The sequence below is a fragment of the Marinobacter alkaliphilus genome (assembly GCF_055394375.1).
The window spans coordinates 3,729,859-3,755,640 of record NZ_AP043751.1 but is presented as its reverse complement, the minus strand read 5'-3'; the positions used below and the strand labels follow the sequence as shown (position 1 = coordinate 3,755,640).

The window sequence follows — 25,782 nt, the reverse complement described above, 5'->3', positions numbered from 1 at the left end:
CTTGTTATAGGCCAGGAGCACGACACCCTGACCCTCGTTGAATTGGTGGGCACGGCACTGTGCCGAATGAACAAAAGACACAGCAGTCGCCATGCTTGGGCTTCAGTAAAACATGGCAAGACTCACACTCGTAAAAATACTGGCATGAGTCGGTAGGCATGGTTTCCGATTTCTGATGGCCACAGTTTGGGCATTTGATCGTTGATTCCAAGATCATTTCTACCATAGCCACACCCTCCCGAAAGGTATGAATTAGCCCAACCCACATTGGACTAGGCTCTGCACAGAAATCGACCAGGCCTATAACGCCGGAGTTAAGCCGCCGCGCGTAGCGCGGTCGGCTTGAACGACTTGTTATACAAATTTTTCTGGTAGCCAAATTGGCCATTTTTGGGGAATCAATAGCCTTTTATAAGCTGTATGAACTTATCAACATCGGCTTGGTAGTCTTGTAAATTGAAACCGTTTTCGCAGTTTGCGTGAACATACCCGCCGTACCCCATTCCAAGATACCTGAAGGTATCTTTAAATGAATTGAGAAATGAGCTATCAGCATCACTGCTAATAGATGTGCAAACAACAAAACCTGTTTTGTTGCGCAGCCGCCTCCCAATATCCTTTAGCTCATCAACATCCAAAAAATCCGATGTCCTATCAATGAATATCTTCATTTGAGCACTTGGGCCGTACCAATAAACTGGTGTTGCAAAAATTATATTCTCGTAATCTAACAATTTGTTCATCACGGAAAGAAAGTCATCGCCTATGTTTTTGTGATCATAGTCATAGGGTGATATGTCTTTATCCAACAAATTGATTACATCAATATCTAACTCCGAAGAAATCCAATCTATAAATTTACCTGTATTGCCATTCCTTCTGGCACTCGCAAATACTGCTATTGTTTTGCTCACTGCTGACTCCTTTTATTTGTATAACAGCTAATTCAACGACAAATTACAGCTATCCAAAATGCGCTTATCCCGAGGCACTAGGAAGGTCATTCATCAAATTATTTTCAAAATCAAACTACTACCGGCCCACCAAATATGACGCACCGAGAAATAAGCGCCAGTTGTCGGTGTTTCCCCGAATCAGTGGAGCGCCTATTTACAATTTAACGTTCTGACTATTCCATGATTTTCATTAGGTTACAAGCCAAGAGAGACCACGTTCACAGAGTTTTACGACAGTTGTCGTCTATTTCCACTATCGACCGTGAATTTGCAGTGGCACACGCCCTGTTTGAACTCTGGCGTATACAGCCGGGAAGGGAGGCCGGCCCAGTGTGACTCTGGGCCGGAGTGATGCTGTAAGAAGGTCGGTTACTTCTTCAACCCCATTTCCTCAATCGAAATCTCCCGCATCTTGAACTTCTGAATCTTCCCGGTCACGGTCATCGGGAAGGCATCCACAAACTTGTAGTTCTTGGGGATTTTGAAGTGAGCGATTTTGCCTTTGCAGAATGCCTGCAAGTCCTCACCGGTTACCGGGTCTGTGTCTGGGCGCAGTTTTACCCAGGCGATCAGTTCTTCGCCGTATTTTTCATCGGGTATGCCGGTTACCTGCACGTCTTCGATGGCGGGGTGGGTGTAGAGGAATTCTTCGATTTCTTTCGGGTAGATGTTCTCGCCGCCGCGAATCACCATGTCTTTGATGCGGCCGACGATCTGGATGTAGCCGTCTTCGTCCATGGTGGCCAGGTCGCCGGTGTGCATCCAGCCGCCGTCGTCTATGGCTTCACGGGTTTTCTCTTCGTTGTTCCAGTACTTCAGCATCACGCTGTAGCCACGGGTGCAGAGTTCGCCAATTTCGCCACGGGGCACCACGTTGCCGGTGCCGGGGTCGACAATCTTGGTTTCCAGGTGGGGCTGGGTGCGGCCCACGGTGGTCACCTGCTTCTCGAACGGGTCTTCGGAGCTGGTCTGCGTGGAGACCGGGCTGGTTTCGGTCATGCCGTAGGCAATCTGCACTTCCTTCATGTTCATCTTGCCGTTGACCTTTTTCATCACTTCCGCCGGGCAGATGGAGCCAGCCATGATGCCGGTGCGCAGGGTGGAAAGGTCGTAGCTGTCGAACTCCGGGTCGGCCAGTTCGGCGATGAACATGGTGGGCACGCCGTACAGGGCGGTGGCTTTTTCCTGGTGCACGGCCTGCAGTACGGTTTTCGGGTCAAAGCCTTCGCCCGGGTAGATCATGGCGGTGCCGTGGGTAATGCAGCCCAGGTTGCCCATCACCATACCGAAGCAGTGGTACAGGGGTACGGGGATAACCAGGCGGTCGTTCTCGGTCAGGCGCTGGCTTTCACCTACAAAGTAGCCGTTGTTGAGGATGTTGTGGTGGGTGAGGGTGGCGCCTTTGGGGTTGCCGGTGGTGCCGGAGGTGAACTGGATGTTGATGGGGTCATCAAACTGCAGCTCGCTCTGGCGTTGGCTGAGATCGGCTTCGGACACTTGGCTGGCAAAACCGATGAACTCTTTCCAGGTCCACATGCCGTCGTGCTTGTCGTCGTGCATGTTGATCACGGCGCGCAGGTCTGGCAGGTGATCGGCTTTGAGTTTGCCTGGTGCGCTGCGTTTTAGTTCCGGTGCCAGCTCGTAGATCATTTCCCGGTAGTTGGAGGCTTTGAAGCTGTCTGCGGTGACCAGGGTGGTGATGCCGGCCAGGTTGAGGGCGTATTGCAGTTCGTGCACGCCGTAGGCCGGGTTGATATTCACCAGGATGGCGCCGACTTTGGCGGTGGCGAACTGGGTAACGGTCCACTCATACCGGTTGGGGGACCAGATGCCCACCCGGTCACCGCGTTTGACGCCGATCGCCATAAAGGCGCGGGCGGCTTCGTTGACCTTTTCAACGAACTCTTTGTAAGTCCAGCGGATGTCCTGGTGCAGGCACACCAGGGCGTCGTTGTTGGGGAATCTCTCGGCGGTGCGGTCGAGCATGTCGCCGATGGTCATGCCCAGTAGCGGCTTGTCGGCGGTGCTGCTCGTATAGCTGGGATTGTAGCTTGGGAGAGTCTTGCTCATGTCTCTGCCTCCATTTGTTTTTGTAATTGAGGGCTGGCAAGTCAACGCACTTGCTAGCGACTCTGGCTGTGGTATTCCGGGTTGGGTTGCATGTCGCTGGCGATGGCCACGCGGTTACTCATATTGTAAAAGCCGATCAGGTTGCTCAGGTCCCAGATGCCCCGGTCACTCAGGCCGGCGTCTCGCAGGGCCTGGGTGTGTTCTTCGGTCACCAGGGCGGGTGTGCGGGTGAGCAGGGACGCGAAATCGAGCATGGCGCGCTGGCGTTGGTCGAGTTTGGCGCTGCGGTAGTTCATCACCATGTGTTCGCCCAGGGCTGGGTCGCCGCTCAGTACCCGCACTGCGGCGCCGTGGGCGACCAGGCAGTAGAAGCATTTGTTCTCTGAGGAGACGACCACGGCCACCATTTCACGCTCGAGTTTGCTGAGTTCGCTTTCGCCGAGCATGAGTTCGTTGTAGAGGCGGGTGAAGCCTTCTAGCTGTTTTAGGTTGTGGCTGTAGGCGGTGAGTACGTTGGGGATCATGCCGAGTTTTTCCTGGCAGATCTGGAAGTACTTTTGGGTGTCTTCGGGCATGTCGCTGATCTCCGGGATGGGGAGATCGAGGGCCACTACGTTTTTGTTGCTCATTTTTGGGCTCCTAGCCTGCTTGATTCTGTGTGGTGGAGGGCGGGTACTCCTTCCCGGGACACGCTGTGAATACGTCCTTGTACGCTTGACTGCAGCATCCATGCTGCAGACAGTCCCGGGAAGGAGTACCCGCCCTCCACTTCGATCATTGGCAGTTTCCGCCTAATGCCTGGCCGACTTTTGAGCCGTTGTGGCGGTTCAGTTGGCTGCTGATCCAGTCGCCGGTGGCGACCAGTTTGTTCAGATCCACGCCGGTGTTGATGCCTAGGCCGTTAAGCAGGTATAGCACGTCTTCTGTGGCGACGTTGCCGGAGGCGCCTTTGGCGTAGGGGCAGCCGCCGAGGCCGGCGGCGGAGGCGTCGATGATCGAGACGCCTTCTTCCAGCACCGCATACAGGTTGGCCAGGGCCTGGCCGTAGGTGTCGTGGAAGTGGGCGGCGAGTTTGTCCATGGGTACGTGGGCGGCGACGGCTTCGAGCATGCGTTTGGCTTTTAGCGGGGTGCCTACGCCGATGGTGTCGCCCAGGGAGATTTCGTGGCAGCCCATGTCGTACAGGGCTTTGGCCACGGTGGCGACTTGTGCCGGGGCGATGTCGCCTTCGTAGGGGCAGCCCATGACGGTGGAGACGTAGCCGCGCACGGGGATGCCGTGTTTGCGGGCTTCTTCCAGCACCGGGGCGAAGCGTTCGAGGCTTTCGGCGATGGTGCAGTTGATGTTCTTTTTGGTGAAGCTTTCGGAGGCGGCGCCGAATACGGCGACTTCATCTGCTTTCGCGGCCAGGGCACCCTCGAAGCCTTTCAGGTTCGGGGTGAGGGCGGAGTAGCGTACGCCGGGTTTGCGGGTGATGCCGGCCATCACGTCTGCTGCATCGGCCATTTGTGGCACCCATTTGGGCGACACAAAGCTGGCGGCTTCGATGTGGCTCAGGCCGCAGTCGGCCAGGCGGTCGATCAGGCCGGTTTTGATGGCGGTGGCAATCACCGCGCCGGGCTCGTTCTGCAGGCCGTCCCGGGGGCTCATCTCAACCAGGCGCACCTGTTTGGGAAAGGCCATCAGCCTGCCTCCTCTTCCGTCACTTCAATGGCGATCAATTCGGCACCTTCGGACACCTGGTCGCCTTCGGCGAAGAAGATCTCGGTGACTACGCCGTCGGCCGGTGCTTTGATGGCGTGTTCCATTTTCATGGCTTCCATGATCACCAGGCTCTGGCCGGCTTTGACCTTGTCGCCGACTTTCGCTTGCACGGCGACGATGGCGCCGTTCATGGGTGCGGCCAGGCTGCCTTCGCCGGCCATTTCTTCAAAGCCGTAGCTTTCTTTGTAGAGGGTGCAGTTGAAGGTGTCGCCTTCGTAGAAGAGCACCAACTGGTCGTTGTGCAGGTTGCCGTGAACGCTGATGCGATGGCCGTTAATCACCGCCTGCAGGTAGTCGTCGTCCAGGCGCATGGTGAGGTTGTACACGCTGCCGCCCACGTAGACCTGGTAACGGTCGTCCCGCTCCAGAACTTTCAGGTCGTGTATGTCGTCGCCTACCTGTAACTGCAGCGGCTGGGCGTATTCGGAGTTCATGCGCCAGCTGTTCTGGCGGGCGAAGGGCGACCAGGGGTCTGTGCTGATCACTTCCCGGGATTTGCGTTGTTCCAGCACAAAGCCGGCGGCCAGCACCAGGGCTTTGTGGGTATCCAGCCTGGATTTCGGGAACAGCAGTTCCCGGTGGTCGTCTATGAAACCGGTGGTCAGGTCCGCTTCCCGGAACGGCTGGGCGTCGGCCAGGGCGTGCAGGAAGCGGATATTGGTTTTCACGCCGGCAATGCGGTAATGCTCCAGGGCCTGGACCATGCGGTTGATGGCCTGGTCCCGGGTTTCATCCCACACGATGAGTTTGGCGATCATCGGGTCGTAGTGGATGCTGATGTCGTCGCCTTCGGTGACGCCGGTATCCACCCGCACGTGGGCGCTTTCATCCGGGGTGCTCAGGTAGCGCAGGTTGCCGGTGGCGGGCAGGAAGTCCTGGTCCGGGTCTTCGGCGTAGATGCGCGCTTCCAGGGCGTGGCCCCGGGTTTTTACCTGGGATTGCTCCAGCGGCAGGGGCTCGCCCCAGGCCACTTTCAGCTGCCATTCCACCAGATCCTGGCCGGTGACCATTTCGGTGACCGGGTGTTCCACCTGCAGGCGGGTGTTCATTTCCATAAAGAAGAAAGAGCCGTCCACGTCGTACAGGAATTCGACGGTGCCGGCACCCACGTAGTTGATGGCTTGTGCGGCTTTAACGGCGGCTTCGCCCATGGCTTTGCGGGTTTCCTCACTCAGGCCCGGCGCCGGGGCTTCTTCCAGTACTTTCTGGTGGCGGCGCTGCACGGAACAATCCCGTTCCGCCAGGTACACGCCCTTGCCGCTCTGGTCGCAGAACACCTGGATTTCCACGTGCCGTGGCTGGGTCAGGTAGCGTTCGATAAGCATGTCCGGGTTGCCGAAGGCGTTCTTGGATTCCCGTTTGGCGGCGGCCAGGGCGTCGTCGAAGTCTTCCATGCGTTCCACCACCCGCATGCCTTTGCCACCGCCACCGGCAACGGCTTTCAGCAGCAGTGGGAAGCCGCATTTCTCACCCTCCTGGCGAAGGGTTTCCGGGGATTGGTCGTCGCCGTGGTAGCCGGGCACCAGCGGCACGCCGGCTTTCTCCATGATGGCCTTGGCTGCGGACTTGGAACCCATGGCGGCGATGGCCGAGGAGGGCGGGCCGATGAACACGATGTTGTTGGCTTCGCAGGCTTCGGCGAACTGGGTGTTCTCAGACAGGAAGCCGTAACCGGGATGGATGGCCTGGGCGCCGCTTTCTTTGGCAATTTCGATGATCTTGTCGGCTTTCAGGTAACTCTCGGAGCTGGGGGCCGGGCCAATGTGGAAGGCTTCGTCTGCCATGGCCACATGCCGGGCATCTGCGTCTGCATCGGAATACACGGCAACGCAGCGGATGCCCATGCGATGGGCGGTATGTATGATCCGGCAGGCGATTTCGCCGCGGTTGGCGATGAGTATCTTACTGAACATTATTATTCCTCCGGAACCCAGTTGGCCTTGCGTTTGTTCAGGAACGCGTTGAGCCCTTCCTGACCTTCTTCACCCACCCGGATGTCCGCGATGCGTTGTGCGGTGTCGTCGATCACGTCCTGGCCGATCACCTTGTGGCTGACGGCAAATACCAGATCTTTGGCGGCTTTCATGGCTTCTGGCCCGTTGAGGGCAAGCTGCAAAAGCAGTTCGTCGCAGCGGCGTTCCATGGCGCTTTCGTCTTTACACACTTCATGCACCAAGCCGAAGTGCTCGGCTTGCCGAGCGGTGAAGACTTCGGCGCTGATAAAGTAGCGCCGGGCCTGGCGCTCGCCGATGGCGCGCACCACGTAGGGGCTGATCACGGCGGGAATCAGGCCGAGTTTGACTTCGCTCAGGCAGAAGCTGGCCTTCTCGGTGGTCAGCACGATGTCGCAGCAGGCGGCCAGGCCAACGGCGCCTCCGAAGGCGGCACCCTGAACCAGGCCGATCACCGGCTTGGACAGGTGGTTGAGCACGTTCATCAACCGCGCCAGTTGCCGCGAGTCGTCCAGGTTTTCCTGTCGGCTGTTGTCGGCCATGCGGCGCATCCAGCCCAGATCCGCCCCGGCGGAGAAGTGTTTGCCTTCGGAGCGAAGGATGACAACGTGGGTGTTGTTGTCTGCGTCTACCTGTTCCAGCGCCTTGATCAGTTGCTGGATGATCACGTCGTCAAAGGCGTTGCGTTTGTCCGGGCGGTTGAGGACCACTTCGGTGACACCCTTGGCGCGGTGATTGAGGCGAACCGCTTGTTCCTGATCGGTCATGGCGATGTCCTCCATCACATCCGGAACACGCCGAAGCGTGTTGGCTTGGCGGGTCGGTTGAGGGTGGCAGACAGGCTCAGGGCAACCACTTCGCGGGTCTGGGCCGGGTCGATCACGCCGTCGTCCCAGAGGCGCGCGCTGGCGTAGTAGGGGTGGCCCTGGTGTTCGTAGGTGTCGATGATCGGCTGCTTGAATTTGGCTTCTTCGTCGCTGCTCCAGTCCTGGCCTTTGCGCTCCATGCCTTCCCTTTTGACGGTAGCGAGTACGCCGGCGGCCTGTTCACCGCCCATTACAGAGATACGGGCGTTCGGCCACATCCATAAGAAATCCGGGCTGTAGGCGCGGCCGCACATGCCGTAGTTGCCCGCGCCGAAAGAGCCGCCGATCAGTACGGTGATTTTCGGTACGTTGGCACAGGCCACGGCCATGACCATTTTGGCGCCGTGTTTGGCGATGCCTTCGGCCTCATATTTCTGGCCCACCATAAAGCCGGTGATGTTCTGCAGGAACAGCAGCGGGATGTTGCGCTGGCAGCACAGCTCGATGAAGTGCGCGCCTTTCTGGGCGGATTCGCTGAACAGGATGCCGTTGTTGGCGATGATGCCCACCGGGTAACCGTGGATGTGGGCAAAGCCGGTGACCAGGGTCTGGCCGTAATAGCGTTTGAATTCGTCGAATTCGGAGCCGTCGACAATGCGGGCGATCACATCGCGCACGTCGAACTGTTTGCGCAAGTCGGTGCCGACGATTCCGTAGATTTCGTCGGCGCTGTACAGCGGCGCTCTCGGTTTGCGGATCTCCACGTCCACCGGTTTGCGGCGGTTGAGGTTGGAGATGCAGCGCCGGGCGATGTCCAGGGCGTGGGCGTCGTTTTCGGCGTAGTGGTCGGCTACGCCGGAGATTTTGCAGTGCACGTCTGCACCGCCCAGGTCTTCGGCGCTGACCACTTCGCCGGTGGCGGCTTTGACCAGTGGCGGGCCGGCCAGGAAGATGGTGCCCTGATCGCGCACGATGATGGATTCATCGGCCATGGCGGGCACGTAGGCGCCGCCGGCGGTGCACAGGCCCATGACGACGGCGATCTGGGGGATGTCGTCGGCGCTCATGCGGGCCTGGTTGTAGAAGATGCGGCCAAAGTGGTCGCGGTCCGGGAAGACTTCGTCCTGCCGGGGCAGGTTGGCGCCGCCTGAGTCGACCAGGTAGATGCACGGCAGGCGGTTCTCCAGGGCGATTTCCTGGGCGCGCAGGTGTTTTTTGACCGTGAGCGGGTAGTAGCTGCCGCCTTTGACGGTGGCGTCGTTGGCGATGATCATGCATTCGGTGCCGGAGACGCGGCCCACGCCGGCGACGACGCCAGCTGCTGGGACTTCTTCGTCGTAGACGTTGTAGGCGGCGAACTGGCCGATTTCGAGGAACGGGGAGCCGTCATCGAGGAGGCGGTTGATGCGCTCTCTGGGCAGCAGTTTGCCGCGGGCGATGTGGCGTTCCTGGTAGCTTGGGCCGCCGCCTTGCTGGATGGTGGCGACTTTTTCTTTCAGGTCTGCGACGGCTTTGGCCATGGCGTTCTGGTTGGCCAGGAACTCATCGGACCTCGGGTTTATTTTGCTTTGCAGCACGGTCATGGTGTTCTTGTCCCTCAGTTTTGGGGGCGTCCGGGTTTGGCGGGGTGTCCTTTCCGGGAGACGCTACGAGCACATCCATGTGCGCTTGGCTGTGGCCATCCATGGCCACAGACACTCCCGGAAAGGACACCCCGCCAAACCCTCGTCCAACCTCTTCAGTGGATTCGTCGGGGGCGCTTACTTGTTCAGGAACAGCTCTCGCCCGATCAGCATCCGCCGGATCTCAGACGTGCCCGCGCCGATTTCATAGAGTTTGGCGTCTCGCAGCAGGCGGCCTGTGGGGTATTCGTTGATGTAGCCGTTGCCGCCGAGCAGCTGGATGGCATCCAGGGCTAGTTTGGTGGCCATTTCGGCGGAGTAGAGGATGGCGCCGGCGGCGTCTTTGCGGGTGGTTTCGCCGCGGTCGGCGGACATGGCGACCATGTAGACGTAGGATTTGGCGGTGTTCATCCAGGTGTACATGTCGGCGACTTTGCCCTGTACCAGTTCGAATTCCCCGATGGCCTGGCCGAATTGTTTGCGTTCGCGGATGTAGGGGACGACCACGTCCATGGCAGCTTGCATGATGCCCAGCGGGCCGCCGGAGAGGACGAGGCGTTCGTAGTCCAGGCCGCTCATGAGCACTTTGGCGCCGTTGCCTTCGCCGCCGAGGATGTTTTCACGGGGTACTTTGCAATCTTCAAACACCAGTTCGCAGGTGTTGGAGCCGCGCATGCCGAGTTTGTCGAGTTTCTGGTGGCGGCTGAAGCCCGGGGCGTCGCGTTCTACGATGAAGGCGGTGACGCCTTTGGAGCCGGCTTTGACGTCGGTTTTGGCGTAGATGACGTAGGTGTGGGCATCCGGGCCGTTGGTGATCCACATTTTGGTGCCGTTGAGGACGAAGTGGTCGCCTTCGTCGCGAGCACTGAGTTTCATGGAGATAACGTCTGAGCCGGCGTTGGGCTCAGACATGGCGAGGGCGCCGATGTGTTCGCCGCTGACCAGCTTGGGCAGGTATTTCTGTTTCTGTTCTTCGGTGCCGTTGCGGTGAATCTGGTTGACGCACAAGTTGGAGTGGGCACCGTAAGACAAACCAACGGAGGCGGAGGCGCGGCTGATTTCTTCCATGGCGATCACGTGTGCCAGGTAGCCCATGTCTGAGCCGCCGTACTGTTCGCCCACGGTGATACCCAGCAGGCCCATGTCGCCCATTTTCCGCCACAGGTCCATGGGGAACTCGTTGTTGCGGTCGATCTCTTCAGCGCGCGGGGCGATTTCAGCGGCGGCGAAGCCGTTGATCTGTTCGCGCAGCATGTCGAGGGTTTCGCCGAGACCGAAATTGAGTTCTGAGTATTGTGATTTCATCGTTGGCTACCTTGTTGTTCTTGAATCGGATCTGTGTGCTTCGTCACGCTCAGGTGACGGTTTGTTTGGATTCTTTTTGCCCTTCGCCCTGTTGTTTCTTTTTCTTCTGCAGCTCTTCCAGTGCCTCGCGGCACCGGGTTTCGGCGGTTTCGATTTCCATTTCCGCCTGGGCGATGTCGTTTTTCTGTTGTTCCAGCTGGGCGCGCCTGTCGGCGAGGATTTCCAGCATCTTCAAAAGCTGTTTTTCGTTACCGGTGAGGGTTTCGTCCCACAGGTCGAACAGTTCCCTGGTTTCTGCCAGGGAGAAGCCCATGCGCTTGCCCCGGAGAATAAGCTTCAACCGAACCCGGTCTTTGGTGCTGAAGATCCGGGTTTGGCCCCTTCGGGTGGGCTTGAGCAAGCCCTGATCCTCATAGAATCGGATGCTTCGGGTTGTCACGTCGAACTCTTGGGAGAGCTCGCTGATGCTGAAGGTTCTTTTTTCGTTCATCACGATTTCCTTTTTAGACCAAGGTTAGATAAAGTTTACGTAAACGTAAAGTAGTTTTCGGGTCCGATTTTCAACAAATACAATCCTGAGAATAGGAGTGCATGATGGAATTCAATAATGTGGCGGCCATTGTAACAGGCGGAGCGTCTGGGCTGGGCGAGGGCGCTGCGCGTGCGCTGGCGGCTGCCGGGTGCAAGGTGGCCATCCTGGATCTTCAGAAAGAACAGGGTGAGAAAGTGGCCGCAGACATCGGCGGGATCTTCCTTGAGTGCGATGTAAGCTCCGCACAAAGTGCCGAAGCGGCCATCAACGCTGCGCGGGAAGCCCATGGCCCCTGTGGTGTCGCAGTTAACTGCGCAGGCATTGCGCCGGCGGCGAAGATTCTGGGCCGGGAAGGTGTGATGCCGCTGGACAGCTTCAGCAAGGTGATCCAGGTCAACCTGATTGGCACCTTCAACATCCTGCGTCTTGCTGCGGCAGATATGGCCCAGCGCGAGCCGAACGCCGATGGCGAGCGAGGCGTGATCATCAATACTGCTTCTGTGGCCGCCTATGAGGGCCAGATCGGCCAGGCTGCCTACAGTGCCTCCAAGGGCGGGGTTGTGGCGTTAACTTTGCAATCCGCCCGCGAATTGGCCCGTGAAGGTATCCGCGTGAACACCATTGCTCCGGGCCTGTTTATGACCCCGATGATGGCCGGTATGCCGGAAGAAGTGCAGGACAGCCTGGCGGCGACACTGCCGTTCCCCAAGCGATTGGGTAAGCCGGAAGAGTTCGGCATGATGGTAGACCAGATGGTGCGCAACCCGATTTTGAACGGCGAAGTGATTCGCCTGGATTGCGCCCTGCGCATGGCGCCCAAGTGAATTGACGCAAACCACCCGTCACAAGCGGGTTCAGGCAACAGGATTCGCCACAAGCGAACAAATAACAACAGGTGAGTGATATGACCAACCACGTCGATCAAGAAGAATTGGCCATGTTTCGGGAGTCGGTGATCAAGGCTCTGGAAGCCGAGGTGAAACCGCACTACGAGGCCTGGGAGAAAAGCGGCATTGTGCCACGGGAGCTATGGAACACCTTGGGCAACGCCAGTTTACTGTGTGTCGACGTGCCGGAAGACTGCGGCGGCATTGGTGCGCCTTTCCAGTTTTCTGTGGTGGTGGGTGAAGAAATGGCCCGCATGGGGTTCGGGGCGTTGTCCACCAATGTGATGGTGCACTCAGACATCGTGGCGCCTTACCTCAGCCACATCGGCAACGAGGCCCAGCGCCAGCAATGGTTGCCCAAAATGGTCTCCGGTGAAGCCGTCGGCGCCATCGCCATGACCGAACCCGGCGCTGGCAGCGACCTGCAGGCCATGCGCACCAGCGCGGTTAAAGACGGCGACGACTACATCCTCAATGGCTCCAAAACCTTCATCACCAACGGCCAGCACGCCGACATGGTAATCGTCGCCGCCAAAACCGACCCGAAAGCCGGGGCCCGCGGCATCAGCCTGTTCCTGGTGGACACTTCACTACCGGGCTTCAGCAAGGGCCGCAACCTGGACAAAATCGGCCAGCATTCTGGCGACACCTCCGAGCTGTTCTTCTCCGACATGCGTGTTCCCGCATCCGCTTTGTTGGGCGAAGAAGGGCAGGGTTTCATGTACCTGATGCGCGAACTGCCCCGCGAACGCCTGGTGATCGGCGCCCTCGGCGTCGCTGCGGCCCGGGGCTCCCTGGATCTCACCATTGCCTACGCCCAGGAGCGGGAACTGTTCGGCCAGAAGCTCAGCCAGCTTCAGAACACCCGTTTCGAAATCGCCCGCATGGAAACCGACTACCGCATCAACAAGGCGTTTGTTGATCAGTGCATCCGCGAATACGAAGACGGCAAGTTGGATGCGCCCACGGCGTCGATGGCCAAGTACAGTGCCACGGAGATGCAGTGCCGGGTGGCCGATGGCTGTTTGCAGTTGTTTGGGGGCTACGGTTACACCACCGAGTATCCGATTTCCCGGAACTTTATCGACGCTCGGGTTCAGAGGATTTACGGCGGTACTTCAGAGGTGATGAAGGAGGTTATTGCCCGTTCGGTACTTGGGCGCTGAGGGGCTGGCTTGGGCCCCCAGCCTTCCGGTTTGCGGGCGGGCTTGCGGGGTGGCTGTTGGATTTTTTTTGGAAAAACAACTCGCTTCGCTCAGACATCTTTTTCCGGCAAAAAATCCAACAACCACCCCGCGCCGACGGGCATTGGCGGGTAGTCGCTTGATAAAAACCCTTGTAGGTTTTGCGCTTAGAAAGGGAAAGGATAGATTCAGTGCAACACTCACACTTACCCCAGGGTACTTTCTTTGTTTTTACCCTTGGCATTCCTGTACTGCACGTCGGTAGTGGGGTATGGGGTATTTTTCTGGCAGGGAAAAAGATGTCTGAGCGAAGCGAGTTGTTTTTCCCAGAAGAAAAATACCCCATACCCCGCGTACCCGCCCGCACACCCGAAAGGCTAGGAACCCAAACAAGACCGATGAGCAAAATAAGAACACCAACTAGATTCCGTTGCAGGAGAACATAAAACATGAACAACGATATCGTAATAGCCGGTTCCGCCAGAACCCCGATGGGGGGCATGATGGGCTCTTTGAGCTCTGTGCGTTCACCGGAACTGGGCGCCGTTTCCATCAAGGCGGCCATTGAACGTGCCGGGCTGCAGCCGGCAGATATACAGGAAATCATCATGGGCTGCGTGCTACCCGCCGGCCTCGGCCAGGCACCTGCGCGGCAGGCATCCCGCGCTGCCGGTATTCCGGATAGCAGTGGCTGCACCACCATCAACAAAATGTGCGGCTCCGGCATGCAAGCCGTCATCATGGCCCACGACCAGATCAAAGCCGGCACCAACAACATCATGATCGCCGGTGGTATGGAGAACATGAGCCAGGCACCGTATCTGTTACCGAAAGCCCGCGCCGGCATGCGCATGGGCCACGGCCAGGTGATGGACAGCATGTTCCTGGATGGCCTGGAAGACGCCTACGAAGGCGGGCTGATGGGCGTGTTTGCCCAGCGCACCGCTGATAAATTCAACATCACCCGTCAGGCCATGGACGAGTTCGCCATCGGCTCTCTGCAAAAAGCCCTGACGGCGATCCAGAATGGCTGGTTCCGGGATGAAATTACTCCGGTGACCGTTGCCGGCCGCGGTGGTTATACCGAAGTCGACACCGACGAACAACCCGGTAACGCCAAACCCGAAAAGATCCCGCAACTGAAACCGGCCTTTGCCAAAGACGGCTCGGTAACCGCCGCCAACTCCAGCTCTATCAGCGACGGTGCCTCTGCCCTGGTGCTGACTTCAGCGGTTGAAGCAGATGCCCGAGGCCTTGTTCCACAAGCCAGAATCGTGGCCCACGCCACCCATGCCCGCTTGCCGGCAGAGTTCACACTGGCCCCGATTGGCTCCATCGAAAAAGTGCTTAAGAAAGCCGGTTGGACGCTGGATGATGTCGACCTGTTCGAGATCAACGAAGCCTTCGCAGTGGTCACCCTGGCCGCCATCAATGAGCTGAAATTACCTGCGGAAAAGGTCAACGTGCACGGCGGCGCCTGCGCCCTGGGCCACCCCATCGGCTCCTCTGGCTCCCGTATCATCATTACCCTGATCAACGCCCTCAAACAACGTGGCCTGAAGCGTGGTGTGGCATCGCTGTGCATTGGTGGTGGTGAAGCAACTGCGGTGGCCATCGAGGTGGTCTGAGTTCCGTTCTGAGCCTTCTGGTTTTGGTGTGGGGTTTGGTTTGGGCTCCTGGCCTTCCCGGTTTGCGGGCTGGGTATGGCTTCGGCTCCTAGCCTGGTGGTTGGCGGGCGGGTACGCGGGGTATGGGGTATTTTTCTTCTGGGAAAAACAACTCGCTGCGCTCAGACATCTTTTTCCCTGACAGAAAAATACCCCACACCCCCCTACCGACGTGCAGCACAGGAATACCAAGGAAAAAACAACGAAAGCACCCTGAAATAAGCGCGACCATCGTACTGAATCGATCTTTTGCAATTTTAAGTGCCAAATATATTGGCTCTGTTATCAAGCGAATACCCGCCAATGCCCGTCGGCGCGGGGTGGTTGTTGGGTTTTTTGCCGGAAAAAGATGTCTGAGCGAAGCGAGTTGTTTTTCCAAAAAAAATCCAACAGCCACCCCGCAAGCCCGCCCGCACAGCTAGAAGGCTAGGAGCCCAAGCCAAACCCCGCCCCCCAACCAGAAGGCCAGGAGCCCAAGCCCGAACCCAGAAACCCAAGCCAACACTCAAGAAGCCCGAAACTGCCGGGCATCAAGCTTGAGCTTGCCCAGGCGGGAATTGAGGGTCGTTGGCTTGATGCCAAGTAGTGCCGCTGCCCCGTCATCTCCGAAGATGCGCCCGCCGGTCATTCTCAGCGCCTTGATCAGGTTCTGTTTCTCCAGCTCCTTCAAGTCTACCTCGGTCAACAACTCACTACCGTAATGACGCGATGGCGTTGAGTTCGCTGCGGCATGCGCAGAAGGTTCGACACCCGGAAGGTCCAGGTCCAGGCGGCCAACGGCGGTAATCACCTGGCGTTCGATCACGTTTTCCAGTTCCCGAACGTTGCCCGGCCAGTGGTAGGCCTTGAGGGTACTCACATCTCGTTCTGTCAGAACCAGCGGTGGCCGGTTGAACTTCTGACACGCCCGGTTCAGGAACTCCTGGGCCAGCATCGGGATGTCTTCAAGTCTCCTGCGCAGGGGGATGGACTCGATGGGGAAGACGTTGAGGCGAAAATACAGGTCTTCCCGGAAGGTTTTCTCCTGCACCTCCGTTTTTAACTCCCGGTTGGTGGCCGCTATTACCCTTACATCGACGGCGCGAGTCTTGTTCTCACCCACGCGTTCGAACTGCTGATCCTGAAGCACCCGCAACAGCTTGCCCTGCAATTCCAAAGGGATTTCACCCACTTCATCCAGAAACAGGGTGCCGCCGTCGGCCAGTTCGAATCGGCCGATTCTGTCGTTCACGGCGCCAGTGAAGGCGCCTTTGATGTGGCCGAAGAACTCGCTCTCAAACAGGTCTTTTGGAATCGCGGCGCAGTTTACCCGGATCAACGGGCGGTCGCGTCGGGTGCTGGCCTGGTGGATGGCGCGGGCAATCAACTCCTTGCCGGTGCCGGATTCGCCGGTGATCAGAACGTTGGCGTCTGTCGGAGCCACCATGCCGATGCGCCGCACGATGGCCTTGATGGCGTCGCTCTGGCCGAGGATTTCGTGGAAGTGGAACTCCGCGCTGAGTTCTTCCTGTAGGTAGGCATTTTCCATTTCCAGCCGGCGTTTCAGGCTCTCTACTTCTTCCAGTGCTGACTGCAGTTCCTTCTGGGCTTGCAGTCTGGCGGAGATGTCCCGGAACACCACAACCGCACCCACCGGGTGGCCGTTGTCCATGATCGGGGTGCTGGTGTACTCCACCGGAAACCCGGTGCCGTCTTTGCGCCAGAACCAGTCGTCGCCAACGCGCTTGATGCTGCCATCCCGGAAAGCGCCGTAGATGGGGCATTCTTTCAGTGGGAACAGGCTGCCGTCTTCGTGGGAGTGATGCACAACACGGTGTATCACGCGCCCCATGAGTTCATCCATGCGCCAGCCCAGCATGCGCTCGGCGGCGGGATTGGCGAAGGTGGTGCGGCCTTCGGCGTCCACCCCGTAAATGCCTTCGCCAACGGCGTGGAGAATCAGCTGGTTCTCCCGCTCCATATCCTTGAACAGCTCTTCCACTCGTCGCCACTCCAGCAGGCCACCCCGGTGGTAGTGATTGGCTTCGTGGCGTTCGCGCAGGGTTCTCAATTGTCGCCGATCACGCAGGAGCAGTAGCAGGGTTTGCGCTTCTGCCTCGCCCACGCAGGAAGAAGAAATTTCCAGTTCAACCGTGTGGCCATCCCGGTGTTTCAGGTGGAAATCACGGCTCCAGCTGTGGCTGCGGAACAGGGTTTCTTCGGTGAAATTGATCAGCTGGGGCCGCTGGTCAGCAAACAGCTGGGTACATGCCATGTTGGCAATGGATTGTCGGTCGGTGCCGGCCATTCGTGCCATGGCGCTGTTGGCGGAGAGGATCAGGTCCTGGCCCGCATCTACCAGAAGGGCAGCCTCTGGCAGGTGGTTGATCCATTGGTGTGTTTCCATGCGTTCGGGCTGGTTCATGCCGGGCCTCCGCTTGAGTGACGGTAAATGCCAAACAAAGCCTGTGCCAACTACGAAAAATCGAAGCGCTCACTACGATAAATCGTGCATTGCGAAATTTCGTAGTGCACCTGGTTAGCATGAGTTTGTATTAAGCCCCATAAAAACAATGAGGTAGAGGTTTTAATAAAGTTGGCACGAACCCCGCAATAGTCATCTCAGAACGTGCTGTTTGCCAAGGCCAAATCCTGGCCGGGCAGAACCAGAGTCTTAGTTGCACCGCAAGAGTGCAAAAAAACTATCTGAGAGTAGGGAGAGTGCACCATGACAACCAAAAGCCTTGGAAACCCGTTTGACGGCGACCAGTCACTGATCCACGCGAAAACCTGTGGTTGCCCGGAATGCAAGCCTGGTGACGGCCTGCCGTCTGTATCGCTGAACCTTCGTGAGACTGCGGGCGAGCAAGCCACAGGCTCTACGGCCGGGATGGATTCCGAAGCCATGATGGACCGCGCCATCGAAAGCGCCGTGGTGCGTTCGGTGTTCGGTCACAACGATCACAGTCGCCGCAGCTTCATGAAGATGATGGGGGCAGGCACCGCAGCGGCATTGCTGGGCTCTGTGTTCCCCATGGATAAAGCCAAGGCGGCGGTGAAGGAATCTCTGGGCAAGCTGGAAAAAACCAAACTGAACGTTGGCTTTGTGCCGATCACCTGCGCCACGCCCATCATTATGGCCGCTCCGATGGGGTTTTATGAGCGCTATGGCCTGGACGTCACCGTCACCAAAACGGCGGGTTGGGCCGTGGCTCGGGACAAGTCTCTGGCGGGTGAATATGACGCCTCACACATGCTCACTCCCATGCCCCTGGCCATGACCATGGGCGCCGGTTCCACGCCGGAGCCGTTCATCATGCCAGCGGTTGAGAACATCAACGGCCAGGCGATCGTGCTGCACGTGGACCACATGGACAAGCGCGACCCGAAGCAGTGGAAAGGCTTCAAATTCGGGGTGCCGTTCGAGTATTCCATGCACAACTTCCTGTTGCGCTATTACCTGGCTGAAAACGGTATTGATCCGGATAAAGACGTTCAGATCCGGGTGGTTCCGCCACCTGAGATGGTGGCCAACCTGCGCGCCGGCAACCTGGATGGCTACCTGTCACCAGACCCGTTCAACCAGCGAGCGGTATGGGAGAAGGTCGGCTTCATTCATATGCTCACCAAGGATATCTGGGAAGGGCACCCCTGCTGCGCCTTCGCCTGCAGCCAGAAATTTGCCAGCCAGAACCCGAACACCTACGGCGCTTTGTTGCGCGCCATCATCGACGCCACCCAGTACTCCAATGAGCCTGAAAATCGCAAAGAGATCGCCGAGGCCATTGCCCCCCGAAACTACCTGAACCAGCCGGTGCCGGTGATCCAGCAGGTGCTGACCGGCCGATACGCCGATGGCCTGGGCGAGGTGCAGAACGTGCCGGACCGCATCGACTTCGACCCGTTCCCCTGGCACTCCATGGGCGTTTGGATTCTTACCCAGATGAAACGCTGGGGCTACATCGAGGGCGATGTGGATTACAAAGGCATCGCTGAGCAGGTCTACCTGGCGGGTGAAACCGGCAAGCTGATGCGTGAGATGGGTTATACGGCACCCACCGAGACCTACAAAACCCACACCATCATGGGCAAAACCTTCGATCCGGAAACCCCGGAAGAGTATGCCCGCAGCTTTGCCATCGGGAGGATTTGATCATGGCCTCGTTGAATGTGAGGGCAGCGCTGCTGTCGGTGTCTTTCCTGATTCTGGCTTTGGGTATGTGGGAAATGGCCACACAGCCCCCGGCCGCTCAGGAAGCCATGTCGGAGTATGAACTGCTGATGGGCGGTGCGGACCAGGAATCCCGTGTGCCGCCACCCACGGCGGTTCTCAAGGTGGCCTGGGCTGAATTGTCCAACCCGTTCTACGACGCGGGTGCCAATGATAAAGGTATCGGCATTCAGTTGGCCTACTCGGTTTACCGGGTGCTGACGGGGTATCTGGCGGCCATGGCGATTGCCCTGCCATTGGGCTTTCTGATTGGCATGTCGCCGCTGATGTACAAGGCGCTCAACCCGTACATCCAGGTGCTGCGACCGATCTCGCCCCTGGCCTGGATGCCGCTGGCCCTGTTCATCATCCAGGATTCGGATGCGTCGGCCATCTTCGTGATCTTCATCTGCTCCATCTGGCCCATGCTGCTGAACACCGCCTTCGGCGTGGCCAACGTGCGGTCGGACTGGGTCAACGTGGCCCGCACCCACGAGCTCAATCCGTTCAAGACCGCGATTACGGTGATTCTGCCTGCAGCAGCGCCAACCATCCTGACCGGCATGCGCATCTCCATCGGTATCGCCTGGCTGGTGATTGTGGCGGCGGAAATGCTCGTGGGCGGAACCGGCATTGGCTACTACGTGTGGAATGAGTGGAACAACCTGGACCTCGCCAGTGTGATCTTCTCCATCCTGATGATCGGGGTGGTGGGCATGCTGCTGGACCTGGCCCTGGGCAAGGCTCAGAAGCTGGTTGAATACAAAGAATGATCGGGCAGGGCGCCGGTTGTCTGGCGCCCGCCAGAACCCTCCGACTGGAGAATTGATATGAGTAAGTCATTCCTGGAAGTAGATGGATTGTCGAAGGTATACCCGGACGGCCAGGGCGGTGAGTTGACAGTCTTCGAAGACATCCGCTTCGCCCTGCAGAAAGGCGAGTTTGTGTGCATCATCGGCCATTCCGGCTGTGGCAAATCCACCATCCTGAACGTGTTGGCCGGCCTGGACGAGGCCAGTACCGGCAACGTGGTGATGAACGGAAAAGAAGTGAAAGGCCCGGGCCTGGAGCGCGGCGTGGTGTTTCAGAACTACAGCCTGTTGCCCTGGAAAACCGCCCTGAACAACATCATCTTTGGGGTAAAGGCTCGCTGGCCCAGCTGGTCCAAAGAGAAGGTGCGAGAGCACAGCGAGCGATACCTGAAAATGGTCGGTCTGGACCACGCCATGGACCGCAAGCCTTCCCAGCTGTCTGGCGGTATGCGCCAGCGGGTGAGCATCGCCCGCGCCTTCGCCACCCAGCCAGAGCTGCTGTTGCTGGATGAACCCTTTGGGGCTCTGGATGCCCTCACCCGCGGGGTGATTCAGGACGAGCTGGTAAAAATCTGGGAAGAAACCCGCCAGACCGTGTTCATGATCACCCACGATGTGGACGAGGCCATTCTGCTGTCTGACCGCATCTTCCTGATGTCCAACGGCCCCAACGCCCGCATCGCCGAAAGCGTGAAGGTGAACCTGCCACACCCGCGCTCCCGGGCCACGATCTTCCAGAACCCTGCCCACCAGAAGATTCGCCATTACCTGGTGGATTTCCTGGTGAATCGCAGCGGCTCAGCGCTGCCGGAGAAAGATGGCAGCCCGAGAGTAGTAGACCCCAGCACCGATGAGCTGACGCCCGACCCGGCGCCCGCTGAAACCAAGACCGAAACCACCGCGCGAGCGGTGAATGCCTGATGTTGATTATCCCAAAGAGGAAATAACCATGATGAACAAAGAACTGATGACCGCAAAAATTCTGGAAGCCAAAGTTAGCAAGGGCATGACCTGGGAAGCGATTGCTGAAGCGATTGGCATGTCCCCGGTGTTCACCACCTCAGCCTGCCTGGGCATGAACAGCTTCACCGAAGACAAGGCGTTCGCCCTGTGCGAAACCCTGGGCCTGGACAAGCCGGTGGCTGAGGCATTGCAGGTTTGCCCGAAGAAAGCCTGGGAAGGCGGTGTACCCCAGGACCCGCTGATCTACCGCTTGTACGAGATTGTGGGGGTGTATGGCGACACCATGAAGGAGCTGATCCATGAGAAGTTTGGTGATGGCATTATGAGTGCGATTGATTTCACCATGGATATCGAGAAGGAGGAGAACCCCAAGGGTGACCGGGTGGTGGTTACGCTTAACGGGAAGTTCCTGCCTTACAAAGCTTGGTAGTTTTGAGTTTGCCCGCTCCTAGCCTTCTGGTTATGGGGCGGGTACGGGGGGTATGGGGTATTTTTCTTCTGGGAAAAACAACTCGCTTCGCTCAGACATCTTTTTCCCTGCCAGAAAAATACCCCATACCCCCCTACCGACGTGCAGTACAGGAATGCCAAGGGTAAAAACAAAGAAAGTACCCTGGGGTAAGTGTGAGTGTTGCACTGAATCTATCCTTTCCCTTTCTAAGCGCAAAACCTACAAGGGTTTTTATCAAGCGAATACCCGCCAATGCGCCGTCGGCGCGGGGTGGTTGTTGGATTTTTTGCCGGAAAAAGATGTCTGAGCGAAGCGAGTTGTTTTTCCAAAAAAAATTCAACAGCCACCCCGCAAGCCCGCCCGCAAACCGGAAGGCTGGGAGCCCAAGCCAAACGGTACCCGCCCCTCAACCAGCAGGCTAGGAGCCCAAGCCCGACCCCCAGTCCGGACTAGGGCAGGTCAGTAACGGCCCCCGTAGATGCAGAACTGACCACCCGGGCATACTTGGCGAGAACACCCCGAGTGAATCTTGGCTCGGGCGGCGTCCAGGCCTGGCGGCGTTTCTCCATTTCCTCTTCAGAGATCTCCAGGATGATAGAGTTGTTGACTGCATCAATGGTGATGGTGTCGCCATCTTCTACCAGGGCAATCGGCCCACCAACGGCCGCCTCCGGGGTGATGTGACCAACCACGAAGCCGTGGCTGCCGCCGGAGAAACGGCCGTCAGTGATCAGGGCGACATCGCTGCCCAGGCCCTTGCCCATGATGGCGGAAGTTGGGCTGAGCATTTCCCGCATGCCGGGGCCGCCTTTGGGGCCTTCGTAGCGGATCACTAGCACATCGCCGGCCACCACGGTACCGTCGAGGATGCGTTCCTGCGCTTCTTCTTCTGAATGGAATACCCGTGCCCTGCCGGAGAAGTGGGTGCCTTCCTTGCCGGTGATTTTCGCCACGGAGCCTTCCGGCGCCAGGTTGCCAAACAGAATGCGCAAGTGGCTGTCTGCTTTGATGGGGTTTTCAAAGGCCCGTATGATCTGCTGGTCCTCCGGGTAGGGGGTTACCGTCGCGAGGTTTTCAGCCAGGGTTTTTCCGGTCACCGTCATGCAGTCGCCGTGCAGCAGGCCCCTCTCCAGCAGCATCTTCATCAACGGCTGGATACCGCCGATGGCTACCAGTTCCGACATCATGTAATGGCCGGACGGCCGCAAATCGGCCAGTACCGGCATCTGTTTACCAATGCGCACGAAGTCATCCAGCGACAACTCCACACCAACCGTACTGGCCATGCCCAGCAGGTGCAGCACCGCGTTGGTGGAACCGCCGAGGGCAATGACAACGGTAATCGCGTTCTCGAAAGCCTCACGAGTCATGATGTCGGACGGCTTGATGTCTGCTTCCAGCAGCTTCAGCACCGCTGCACCAGCGGCTTCGCAGTCAGCCAGTTTGGTGTCAGACACCGCATTCTGCGCCGAACTGCCCGGCAGGCTCATGCCCATGGCCTCAATGGCCGAGGCCATGGTATTGGCCGTGTACATACCCCCACAGGAACCCGGCCCCGGAATGGCGGTTTCCTCGATCTGCTTCACCTCAATCAGGTCCATATTGCCGCGGGCATGGGCACCCACCGCTTCGAAAACCGAAATGATATCGGTGTGATTCTCACCGGGCATAATGGTACCGCCGTAAACAAACACCGACGGCCGGTTAAGCCGCGCCAACCCCATCATGCAACCCGGCATGTTCTTATCACACCCACCAATCGCCACCAGCCCGTCAAAACCCTCACAACCGGCCACGGTTTCAATGGAATCCGCAATCACCTCCCGCGACACCAGCGAATACTTCATCCCCTCCGTGCCGTTGGCAATGCCGTCTGAAATCGTGATGGTGTTAAAAATCAGACTCTTGCCGCCCGCTGCATCTGCCCCCTTGGCCGCTTCCCGGGCCAGACCGTCAATGTGCATATTGCAGGGCGTCAGATTACTCCAGGTAGAGGCAATACCCACCTGCGGCTTCCGAAAGTCCTCATCCTGAAACCCCACCGCACGCAACATCGCGCGACTGGCAGACTTGTTAATACCATCCACCACCGGTGCGGAATAACGACGTCGTTTATCCGTGGTCATAAAAGTGCCTCCCATCAAAAGAAAAGTCATCCAACCAGCAAAACCCACAAATCTCCAAAGCGCAACCGCTGTCAAAAAAGCGCCGCAGGCAAAAAGCAGCCTATACCAGAGCAGCTCGTAGGTAGGGGGACAACACATTCCCAGGAAGTTTCCCCGTGAACCCGCCAATGCCCGTCGGCGCGGGGTGGCTGTTGGATTTTTTGCCGGAAAAAGATGTCTGAGCGAAGCGAGTTGTTTTTCCAAAAAAAATCCAACAGCCACCCCGCAAGCCCGCCCCCACAACCGGAAGTCTGGGAGCCCAAGCAGACCCTTAGGCAGAAACAGAGCGAGCCGAAGCCGCCTGTTCCTGAAGGGCCACGTCTACAACGGTATGCAGCTTCTCCAATTGCGAACGTAACATACCGATAGGCCGACTGCCCGAGAGAGTCAGGGCGATGTCCAGATGGTTGTCGGCCGCCTCCATGGTCATACGCGAAATCTGGAACCCCCGAACCCGAACCACCTGGCATAGCCGCTCCAGCGCCGCCGCCTCCTGGTTCATCCGACAGTTCAACGTATAACTCGGTAACTCTGTTTGTGCTTGCGCGCTCATGCTACGTGCTCCTTGCTGGTGGTAGTGCGACGTTTTTCGTCAATCATGTCTCGGTTACTGGCGCCGGGTTTCACAATCGGCCAGACGTTCTCCTCCCGGCTGATGGCCACGTGCAGCAACATCGGGCCGTCGTAAGCCAGGATCGTCTCAATGCCCCGGCGAATCTGATCGGTGCGCTCAATGTGCAGCGCCGGGATATCAAACGCCCGCGCCATGGCCACAAAGTCCGGGTTGTCGTCCAGATTGATGTGGCTTTCCCGGTTGTTGTAGAACAGCTCCTGCTGCTGGCGCACCATGCCCAGGCATTGGTTATCCAGAATGATCAGCTTCAGCGGCAGGTTATAGCGGCGAATGGTGGCCAGCTCCTGGGCGTTCATCATGAACGAGCCATCACCGGTAACATTGATGACCGTGCCGCGACGATTGGCAAACTGGGCGCCAATGGCCGCCGGCAGACCGAAGCCCATGGTGCCCAGGCCGCCACTGGTCAAGTGGTGCCGTGGATGGTCGAATTCGTAATGCTGGGCAACCCACATCTGGTGCTGGCCAACGTCACAGGCGATGACCGTATCATCCGGCGTAATCCGTGAAAGCTGGCGGATAAACGCGGGGCCGGTGATCGGCGCCAGGGCTTCCTCGTTGTCCGCCGCCTGGAAGCCACTGGTGGTGTGCCAGGTTCTGCATTGCTTTTGCCAGTGGGCAATGGCCAGTGGCTTTTCCTTCAAAGCCTCGGTGAACGCAGGTAATATCCGGTTCAGGTCACCCCGCAGGGCCAGGTCTGCCGGGCGCAGCTTGTTGATCTCGGCGGCGTCGGCGTCGATGTGAATCATCCGGGCGTTGGGCGCGAAGCCGTCCAGTTTGCCGGTGGCACGGTCGTCCAGGCGGGCGCCGATAACCAGCAGCAGGTCGCATTCATCAACCGCCTTATTGGCCGCCCGGGAGCCGTGCATGCCCAACATGCCGAGGCTGTGAGGATTGTTCTTGCCCGGGTTGCCAATCCCCTTGAGGGTCACAACACCCGGCAAGGCAGAAGTGTTGGCAAATTCACGGAAGCTGTCTTCAGCACGGCCCAGAGATACGCCGCCGCCACTGTAGAGCAGGGGGCGTTTGGCTGAGTAAAGCATGGCCAGGGCGTCGGAAATCTCCGGGCAAAGCGGATCTGGCTGAGCGCAGGTTGCAGCAGCCGGCGCCTCGATCTCCGTTAACTGAATGTCTTTGGGAATATCAATCCATACCGGTCCTGGCCGGCCGCTCTGGGCCAGGTTAATGGCTTCTTCCATGATGGCGGGCAGGACCTCGGCGTCGTCTACCAGGTAACTGTGTTTCACGATGCCCAGGGTCATACCCAGAATGTCGGTTTCCTGGAAGGCATCGGTGCCAATCAATCCGGATGGAACCTGCCCGGTGATTACCAGCATGGGGATGGAATCCATATAGGCATTGGCAACGCCAGTGATCAGGTTGGTGGCGCCGGGGCCAGAGGTGGCGATGCAAACGCCGATCCCGCCACTGGCCCGAGCATATCCATCGGCAGCCAGGGCGCACGCCTGTTCGTGGCGGCACAGCACGTGCTCCACACCCACATCGTCCACCAGGGCATCGTATAGCGGCATGATGCAGCCACCCGGATAGCCGAATACGGTATGGATGTTATGGCGGTGGAACGCTTCAAGAATGTGCTGTGCGCCGTTCATGCTCGTTTTTCCCTTTTTCTTTGCCGCAAAAAAGAAACCCCCGGGACCTTTCGGTGCCGGGGGTTTCTGGTGTCTTTGTCAGGTTGTCGCTATCTCACCCGCTTGTCCACGCAAAAGCCCCCGGACGGTACCACGACCACCAGGACTAGCTTCACGATGACAACCATTGCGTTGAGATTCATAAAATCGACAGTCTGCTCTGAATTGATT

Annotated in this window: 22 protein-coding genes; 7 read left to right on the top strand and 15 right to left on the bottom strand. The window is 58.3% G+C overall.

The window, feature by feature from the left end:
- Positions 1 to 4 precede the first annotated feature (4 nt).
- The 10 genes from ACZ5Q2_RS17120 to ACZ5Q2_RS17075 form a co-directional block, all read right to left on the bottom strand.
- The gene (locus ACZ5Q2_RS17120) at positions 5 to 160 is read right to left on the bottom strand and encodes a GDCCVxC domain-containing (seleno)protein (RefSeq protein ID WP_464597179.1); all 156 of its coding nucleotides are present in this window, start codon (positions 158 to 160) and stop codon (positions 5 to 7) included.
- Between the two features lie 238 nt (positions 161 to 398).
- Positions 399 to 914 (bottom strand): flavodoxin family protein, encoded by a 516-nt coding sequence (locus tag ACZ5Q2_RS17115; RefSeq protein WP_432210643.1) that lies wholly within the window; start codon positions 912 to 914, stop codon positions 399 to 401.
- Positions 915 to 1,325: 411 nt separating this feature from the next.
- A complete protein-coding gene (locus tag ACZ5Q2_RS17110) occupies positions 1,326 to 3,026 on the bottom strand; it encodes an AMP-binding protein (RefSeq protein ID WP_432210644.1) in 1,701 nt (566 codons plus the stop codon).
- A 53-nt stretch (positions 3,027 to 3,079) separates the two neighbouring features.
- Positions 3,080 to 3,655, bottom strand: coding sequence for a peroxidase-related enzyme (locus tag ACZ5Q2_RS17105; RefSeq protein ID WP_432210645.1), 576 nt, complete (start codon positions 3,653 to 3,655; stop codon positions 3,080 to 3,082).
- A gap of 145 nt (positions 3,656 to 3,800) precedes the next feature.
- Positions 3,801 to 4,709 (bottom strand): hydroxymethylglutaryl-CoA lyase, encoded by a 909-nt coding sequence (locus ACZ5Q2_RS17100; RefSeq protein WP_061331655.1) that lies wholly within the window; start codon positions 4,707 to 4,709, stop codon positions 3,801 to 3,803.
- Complete coding sequence (locus tag ACZ5Q2_RS17095; RefSeq protein ID WP_432210646.1) at positions 4,709 to 6,703, bottom strand: acetyl/propionyl/methylcrotonyl-CoA carboxylase subunit alpha; 1,995 nt, start codon at positions 6,701 to 6,703, stop codon at positions 4,709 to 4,711. Before ACZ5Q2_RS17095 ends, ACZ5Q2_RS17100 begins: the two co-directional genes overlap by 1 nt.
- A gap of 2 nt (positions 6,704 to 6,705) precedes the next feature.
- On the bottom strand, positions 6,706 to 7,509 hold the full coding sequence (locus ACZ5Q2_RS17090; RefSeq protein WP_432210647.1) for an enoyl-CoA hydratase-related protein: 804 nt from the start codon (positions 7,507 to 7,509) through the stop codon (positions 6,706 to 6,708).
- Positions 7,510 to 7,523: 14 nt separating this feature from the next.
- A complete protein-coding gene (locus ACZ5Q2_RS17085) occupies positions 7,524 to 9,131 on the bottom strand; it encodes a carboxyl transferase domain-containing protein (protein WP_432210648.1) in 1,608 nt (535 codons plus the stop codon).
- A 177-nt stretch (positions 9,132 to 9,308) separates the two neighbouring features.
- Positions 9,309 to 10,475: an isovaleryl-CoA dehydrogenase gene (locus ACZ5Q2_RS17080; protein WP_432210649.1), complete on the bottom strand. Its 1,167-nt coding sequence runs from the start codon at positions 10,473 to 10,475 to the stop codon at positions 9,309 to 9,311.
- Positions 10,476 to 10,524: 49 nt separating this feature from the next.
- Positions 10,525 to 10,965 (bottom strand): MerR family transcriptional regulator, encoded by a 441-nt coding sequence (locus ACZ5Q2_RS17075; RefSeq protein ID WP_432210650.1) that lies wholly within the window; start codon positions 10,963 to 10,965, stop codon positions 10,525 to 10,527.
- Positions 10,966 to 11,069: 104 nt separating this feature from the next.
- Between ACZ5Q2_RS17075 and ACZ5Q2_RS17070 the strand changes: the two genes are divergently transcribed.
- The 3 genes from ACZ5Q2_RS17070 (at position 11,070) to ACZ5Q2_RS17060 (ending at position 14,706) form a co-directional block, all read left to right on the top strand.
- Entirely contained in the window at positions 11,070 to 11,831 is a 762-nt protein-coding gene (locus ACZ5Q2_RS17070; protein WP_152437616.1) for an SDR family NAD(P)-dependent oxidoreductase, read from the top strand.
- Positions 11,832 to 11,911: 80 nt separating this feature from the next.
- Positions 11,912 to 13,060: an acyl-CoA dehydrogenase family protein gene (locus ACZ5Q2_RS17065; protein WP_432210651.1), complete on the top strand. Its 1,149-nt coding sequence runs from the start codon at positions 11,912 to 11,914 to the stop codon at positions 13,058 to 13,060.
- Positions 13,061 to 13,527: 467 nt separating this feature from the next.
- Positions 13,528 to 14,706, top strand: a complete 1,179-nt coding sequence (locus ACZ5Q2_RS17060; RefSeq protein ID WP_152437618.1) for a thiolase family protein — start codon at positions 13,528 to 13,530, stop codon at positions 14,704 to 14,706.
- Positions 14,707 to 14,794: 88 nt separating this feature from the next.
- Here ACZ5Q2_RS17060 and ACZ5Q2_RS17055 read toward each other — a convergent pair whose 3' ends face one another.
- Positions 14,795 to 15,124 carry a hypothetical protein gene (locus ACZ5Q2_RS17055; RefSeq protein ID WP_156471731.1) on the bottom strand — a complete coding sequence of 110 codons (330 nt, stop codon included), beginning with the start codon at positions 15,122 to 15,124 and terminating at the stop codon, positions 14,795 to 14,797.
- Positions 15,125 to 15,250: 126 nt separating this feature from the next.
- On the bottom strand, positions 15,251 to 17,149 hold the full coding sequence (locus tag ACZ5Q2_RS17050) for a sigma 54-interacting transcriptional regulator (protein ID WP_432210652.1): 1,899 nt from the start codon (positions 17,147 to 17,149) through the stop codon (positions 15,251 to 15,253).
- Positions 17,150 to 17,452: 303 nt separating this feature from the next.
- Between ACZ5Q2_RS17050 and ACZ5Q2_RS17045 the strand changes: the two genes are divergently transcribed.
- The 4 genes from ACZ5Q2_RS17045 to cynS are packed head-to-tail and all read left to right on the top strand — an operon-like array spanning position 17,453 to position 21,139.
- The gene (locus ACZ5Q2_RS17045) at positions 17,453 to 18,877 is read left to right on the top strand and encodes an ABC transporter substrate-binding protein (protein WP_152437621.1); all 1,425 of its coding nucleotides are present in this window, start codon (positions 17,453 to 17,455) and stop codon (positions 18,875 to 18,877) included.
- A 2-nt stretch (positions 18,878 to 18,879) separates the two neighbouring features.
- Complete coding sequence (gene ntrB / locus ACZ5Q2_RS17040; RefSeq protein ID WP_072677764.1) at positions 18,880 to 19,707, top strand: nitrate ABC transporter permease; 828 nt, start codon at positions 18,880 to 18,882, stop codon at positions 19,705 to 19,707.
- A 57-nt stretch (positions 19,708 to 19,764) separates the two neighbouring features.
- Complete coding sequence (locus ACZ5Q2_RS17035) at positions 19,765 to 20,667, top strand: ABC transporter ATP-binding protein (RefSeq protein ID WP_061331662.1); 903 nt, start codon at positions 19,765 to 19,767, stop codon at positions 20,665 to 20,667.
- Positions 20,668 to 20,695: 28 nt separating this feature from the next.
- A complete protein-coding gene (gene cynS / locus ACZ5Q2_RS17030; RefSeq protein WP_061331765.1) occupies positions 20,696 to 21,139 on the top strand; it encodes a cyanase in 444 nt (147 codons plus the stop codon).
- Between the two features lie 470 nt (positions 21,140 to 21,609).
- Here the strand turns inward: cynS and ilvD are convergent, their stop codons facing one another.
- The 3 genes from ilvD to ilvG all read right to left on the bottom strand — a co-directional run bounded on the left by ilvD (position 21,610) and on the right by ilvG (position 25,572).
- On the bottom strand, positions 21,610 to 23,286 hold the full coding sequence (gene ilvD / locus ACZ5Q2_RS17025; RefSeq protein ID WP_061331663.1) for a dihydroxy-acid dehydratase: 1,677 nt from the start codon (positions 23,284 to 23,286) through the stop codon (positions 21,610 to 21,612).
- Positions 23,287 to 23,596: 310 nt separating this feature from the next.
- On the bottom strand, positions 23,597 to 23,878 hold the full coding sequence (locus ACZ5Q2_RS17020) for an ACT domain-containing protein (protein ID WP_061331664.1): 282 nt from the start codon (positions 23,876 to 23,878) through the stop codon (positions 23,597 to 23,599).
- The gene (gene ilvG / locus ACZ5Q2_RS17015) at positions 23,875 to 25,572 is read right to left on the bottom strand and encodes an acetolactate synthase 2 catalytic subunit (RefSeq protein WP_061331665.1); all 1,698 of its coding nucleotides are present in this window, start codon (positions 25,570 to 25,572) and stop codon (positions 23,875 to 23,877) included. The genes ACZ5Q2_RS17020 and ilvG overlap by 4 nt, the downstream gene beginning before the upstream one ends.
- Positions 25,573 to 25,782 lie beyond the last annotated feature (210 nt).

Excerpts from the sequence above, each read along its gene's own strand:
- ACZ5Q2_RS17120 (WP_464597179.1), bottom strand. The coding sequence starts at position 160 with ATGCCTACCGACTCATGCCAGTATTTTTACGAGTGTGAGTCTTGCCAT.
- ACZ5Q2_RS17110 (WP_432210644.1), bottom strand. The coding sequence starts at position 3,026 with ATGAGCAAGACTCTCCCAAGCTACAATCCCAGCTATACGAGCAGCACC.
- ACZ5Q2_RS17105 (WP_432210645.1), bottom strand. The coding sequence starts at position 3,655 with ATGAGCAACAAAAACGTAGTGGCCCTCGATCTCCCCATCCCGGAGATC.
- ACZ5Q2_RS17100 (WP_061331655.1), bottom strand. The coding sequence starts at position 4,709 with ATGGCCTTTCCCAAACAGGTGCGCCTGGTTGAGATGAGCCCCCGGGAC.
- ACZ5Q2_RS17095 (WP_432210646.1), bottom strand. The coding sequence starts at position 6,703 with ATGTTCAGTAAGATACTCATCGCCAACCGCGGCGAAATCGCCTGCCGG.
- ACZ5Q2_RS17090 (WP_432210647.1), bottom strand. The coding sequence starts at position 7,509 with ATGACCGATCAGGAACAAGCGGTTCGCCTCAATCACCGCGCCAAGGGT.
- ACZ5Q2_RS17085 (WP_432210648.1), bottom strand. The coding sequence starts at position 9,131 with ATGACCGTGCTGCAAAGCAAAATAAACCCGAGGTCCGATGAGTTCCTG.
- ACZ5Q2_RS17080 (WP_432210649.1), bottom strand. The coding sequence starts at position 10,475 with ATGAAATCACAATACTCAGAACTCAATTTCGGTCTCGGCGAAACCCTC.
- ACZ5Q2_RS17075 (WP_432210650.1), bottom strand. The coding sequence starts at position 10,965 with ATGAACGAAAAAAGAACCTTCAGCATCAGCGAGCTCTCCCAAGAGTTC.
- ACZ5Q2_RS17070 (WP_152437616.1), top strand. The coding sequence starts at position 11,070 with ATGGAATTCAATAATGTGGCGGCCATTGTAACAGGCGGAGCGTCTGGG.
- ACZ5Q2_RS17065 (WP_432210651.1), top strand. The coding sequence starts at position 11,912 with ATGACCAACCACGTCGATCAAGAAGAATTGGCCATGTTTCGGGAGTCG.
- ACZ5Q2_RS17060 (WP_152437618.1), top strand. The coding sequence starts at position 13,528 with ATGAACAACGATATCGTAATAGCCGGTTCCGCCAGAACCCCGATGGGG.
- ACZ5Q2_RS17050 (WP_432210652.1), bottom strand. The coding sequence starts at position 17,149 with ATGAACCAGCCCGAACGCATGGAAACACACCAATGGATCAACCACCTG.
- ACZ5Q2_RS17045 (WP_152437621.1), top strand. The coding sequence starts at position 17,453 with ATGACAACCAAAAGCCTTGGAAACCCGTTTGACGGCGACCAGTCACTG.
- ntrB (WP_072677764.1), top strand. The coding sequence starts at position 18,880 with ATGGCCTCGTTGAATGTGAGGGCAGCGCTGCTGTCGGTGTCTTTCCTG.
- ACZ5Q2_RS17035 (WP_061331662.1), top strand. The coding sequence starts at position 19,765 with ATGAGTAAGTCATTCCTGGAAGTAGATGGATTGTCGAAGGTATACCCG.
- cynS (WP_061331765.1), top strand. The coding sequence starts at position 20,696 with ATGATGAACAAAGAACTGATGACCGCAAAAATTCTGGAAGCCAAAGTT.
- ilvD (WP_061331663.1), bottom strand. The coding sequence starts at position 23,286 with ATGACCACGGATAAACGACGTCGTTATTCCGCACCGGTGGTGGATGGT.
- ACZ5Q2_RS17020 (WP_061331664.1), bottom strand. The coding sequence starts at position 23,878 with ATGAGCGCGCAAGCACAAACAGAGTTACCGAGTTATACGTTGAACTGT.
- ilvG (WP_061331665.1), bottom strand. The coding sequence starts at position 25,572 with ATGAACGGCGCACAGCACATTCTTGAAGCGTTCCACCGCCATAACATC.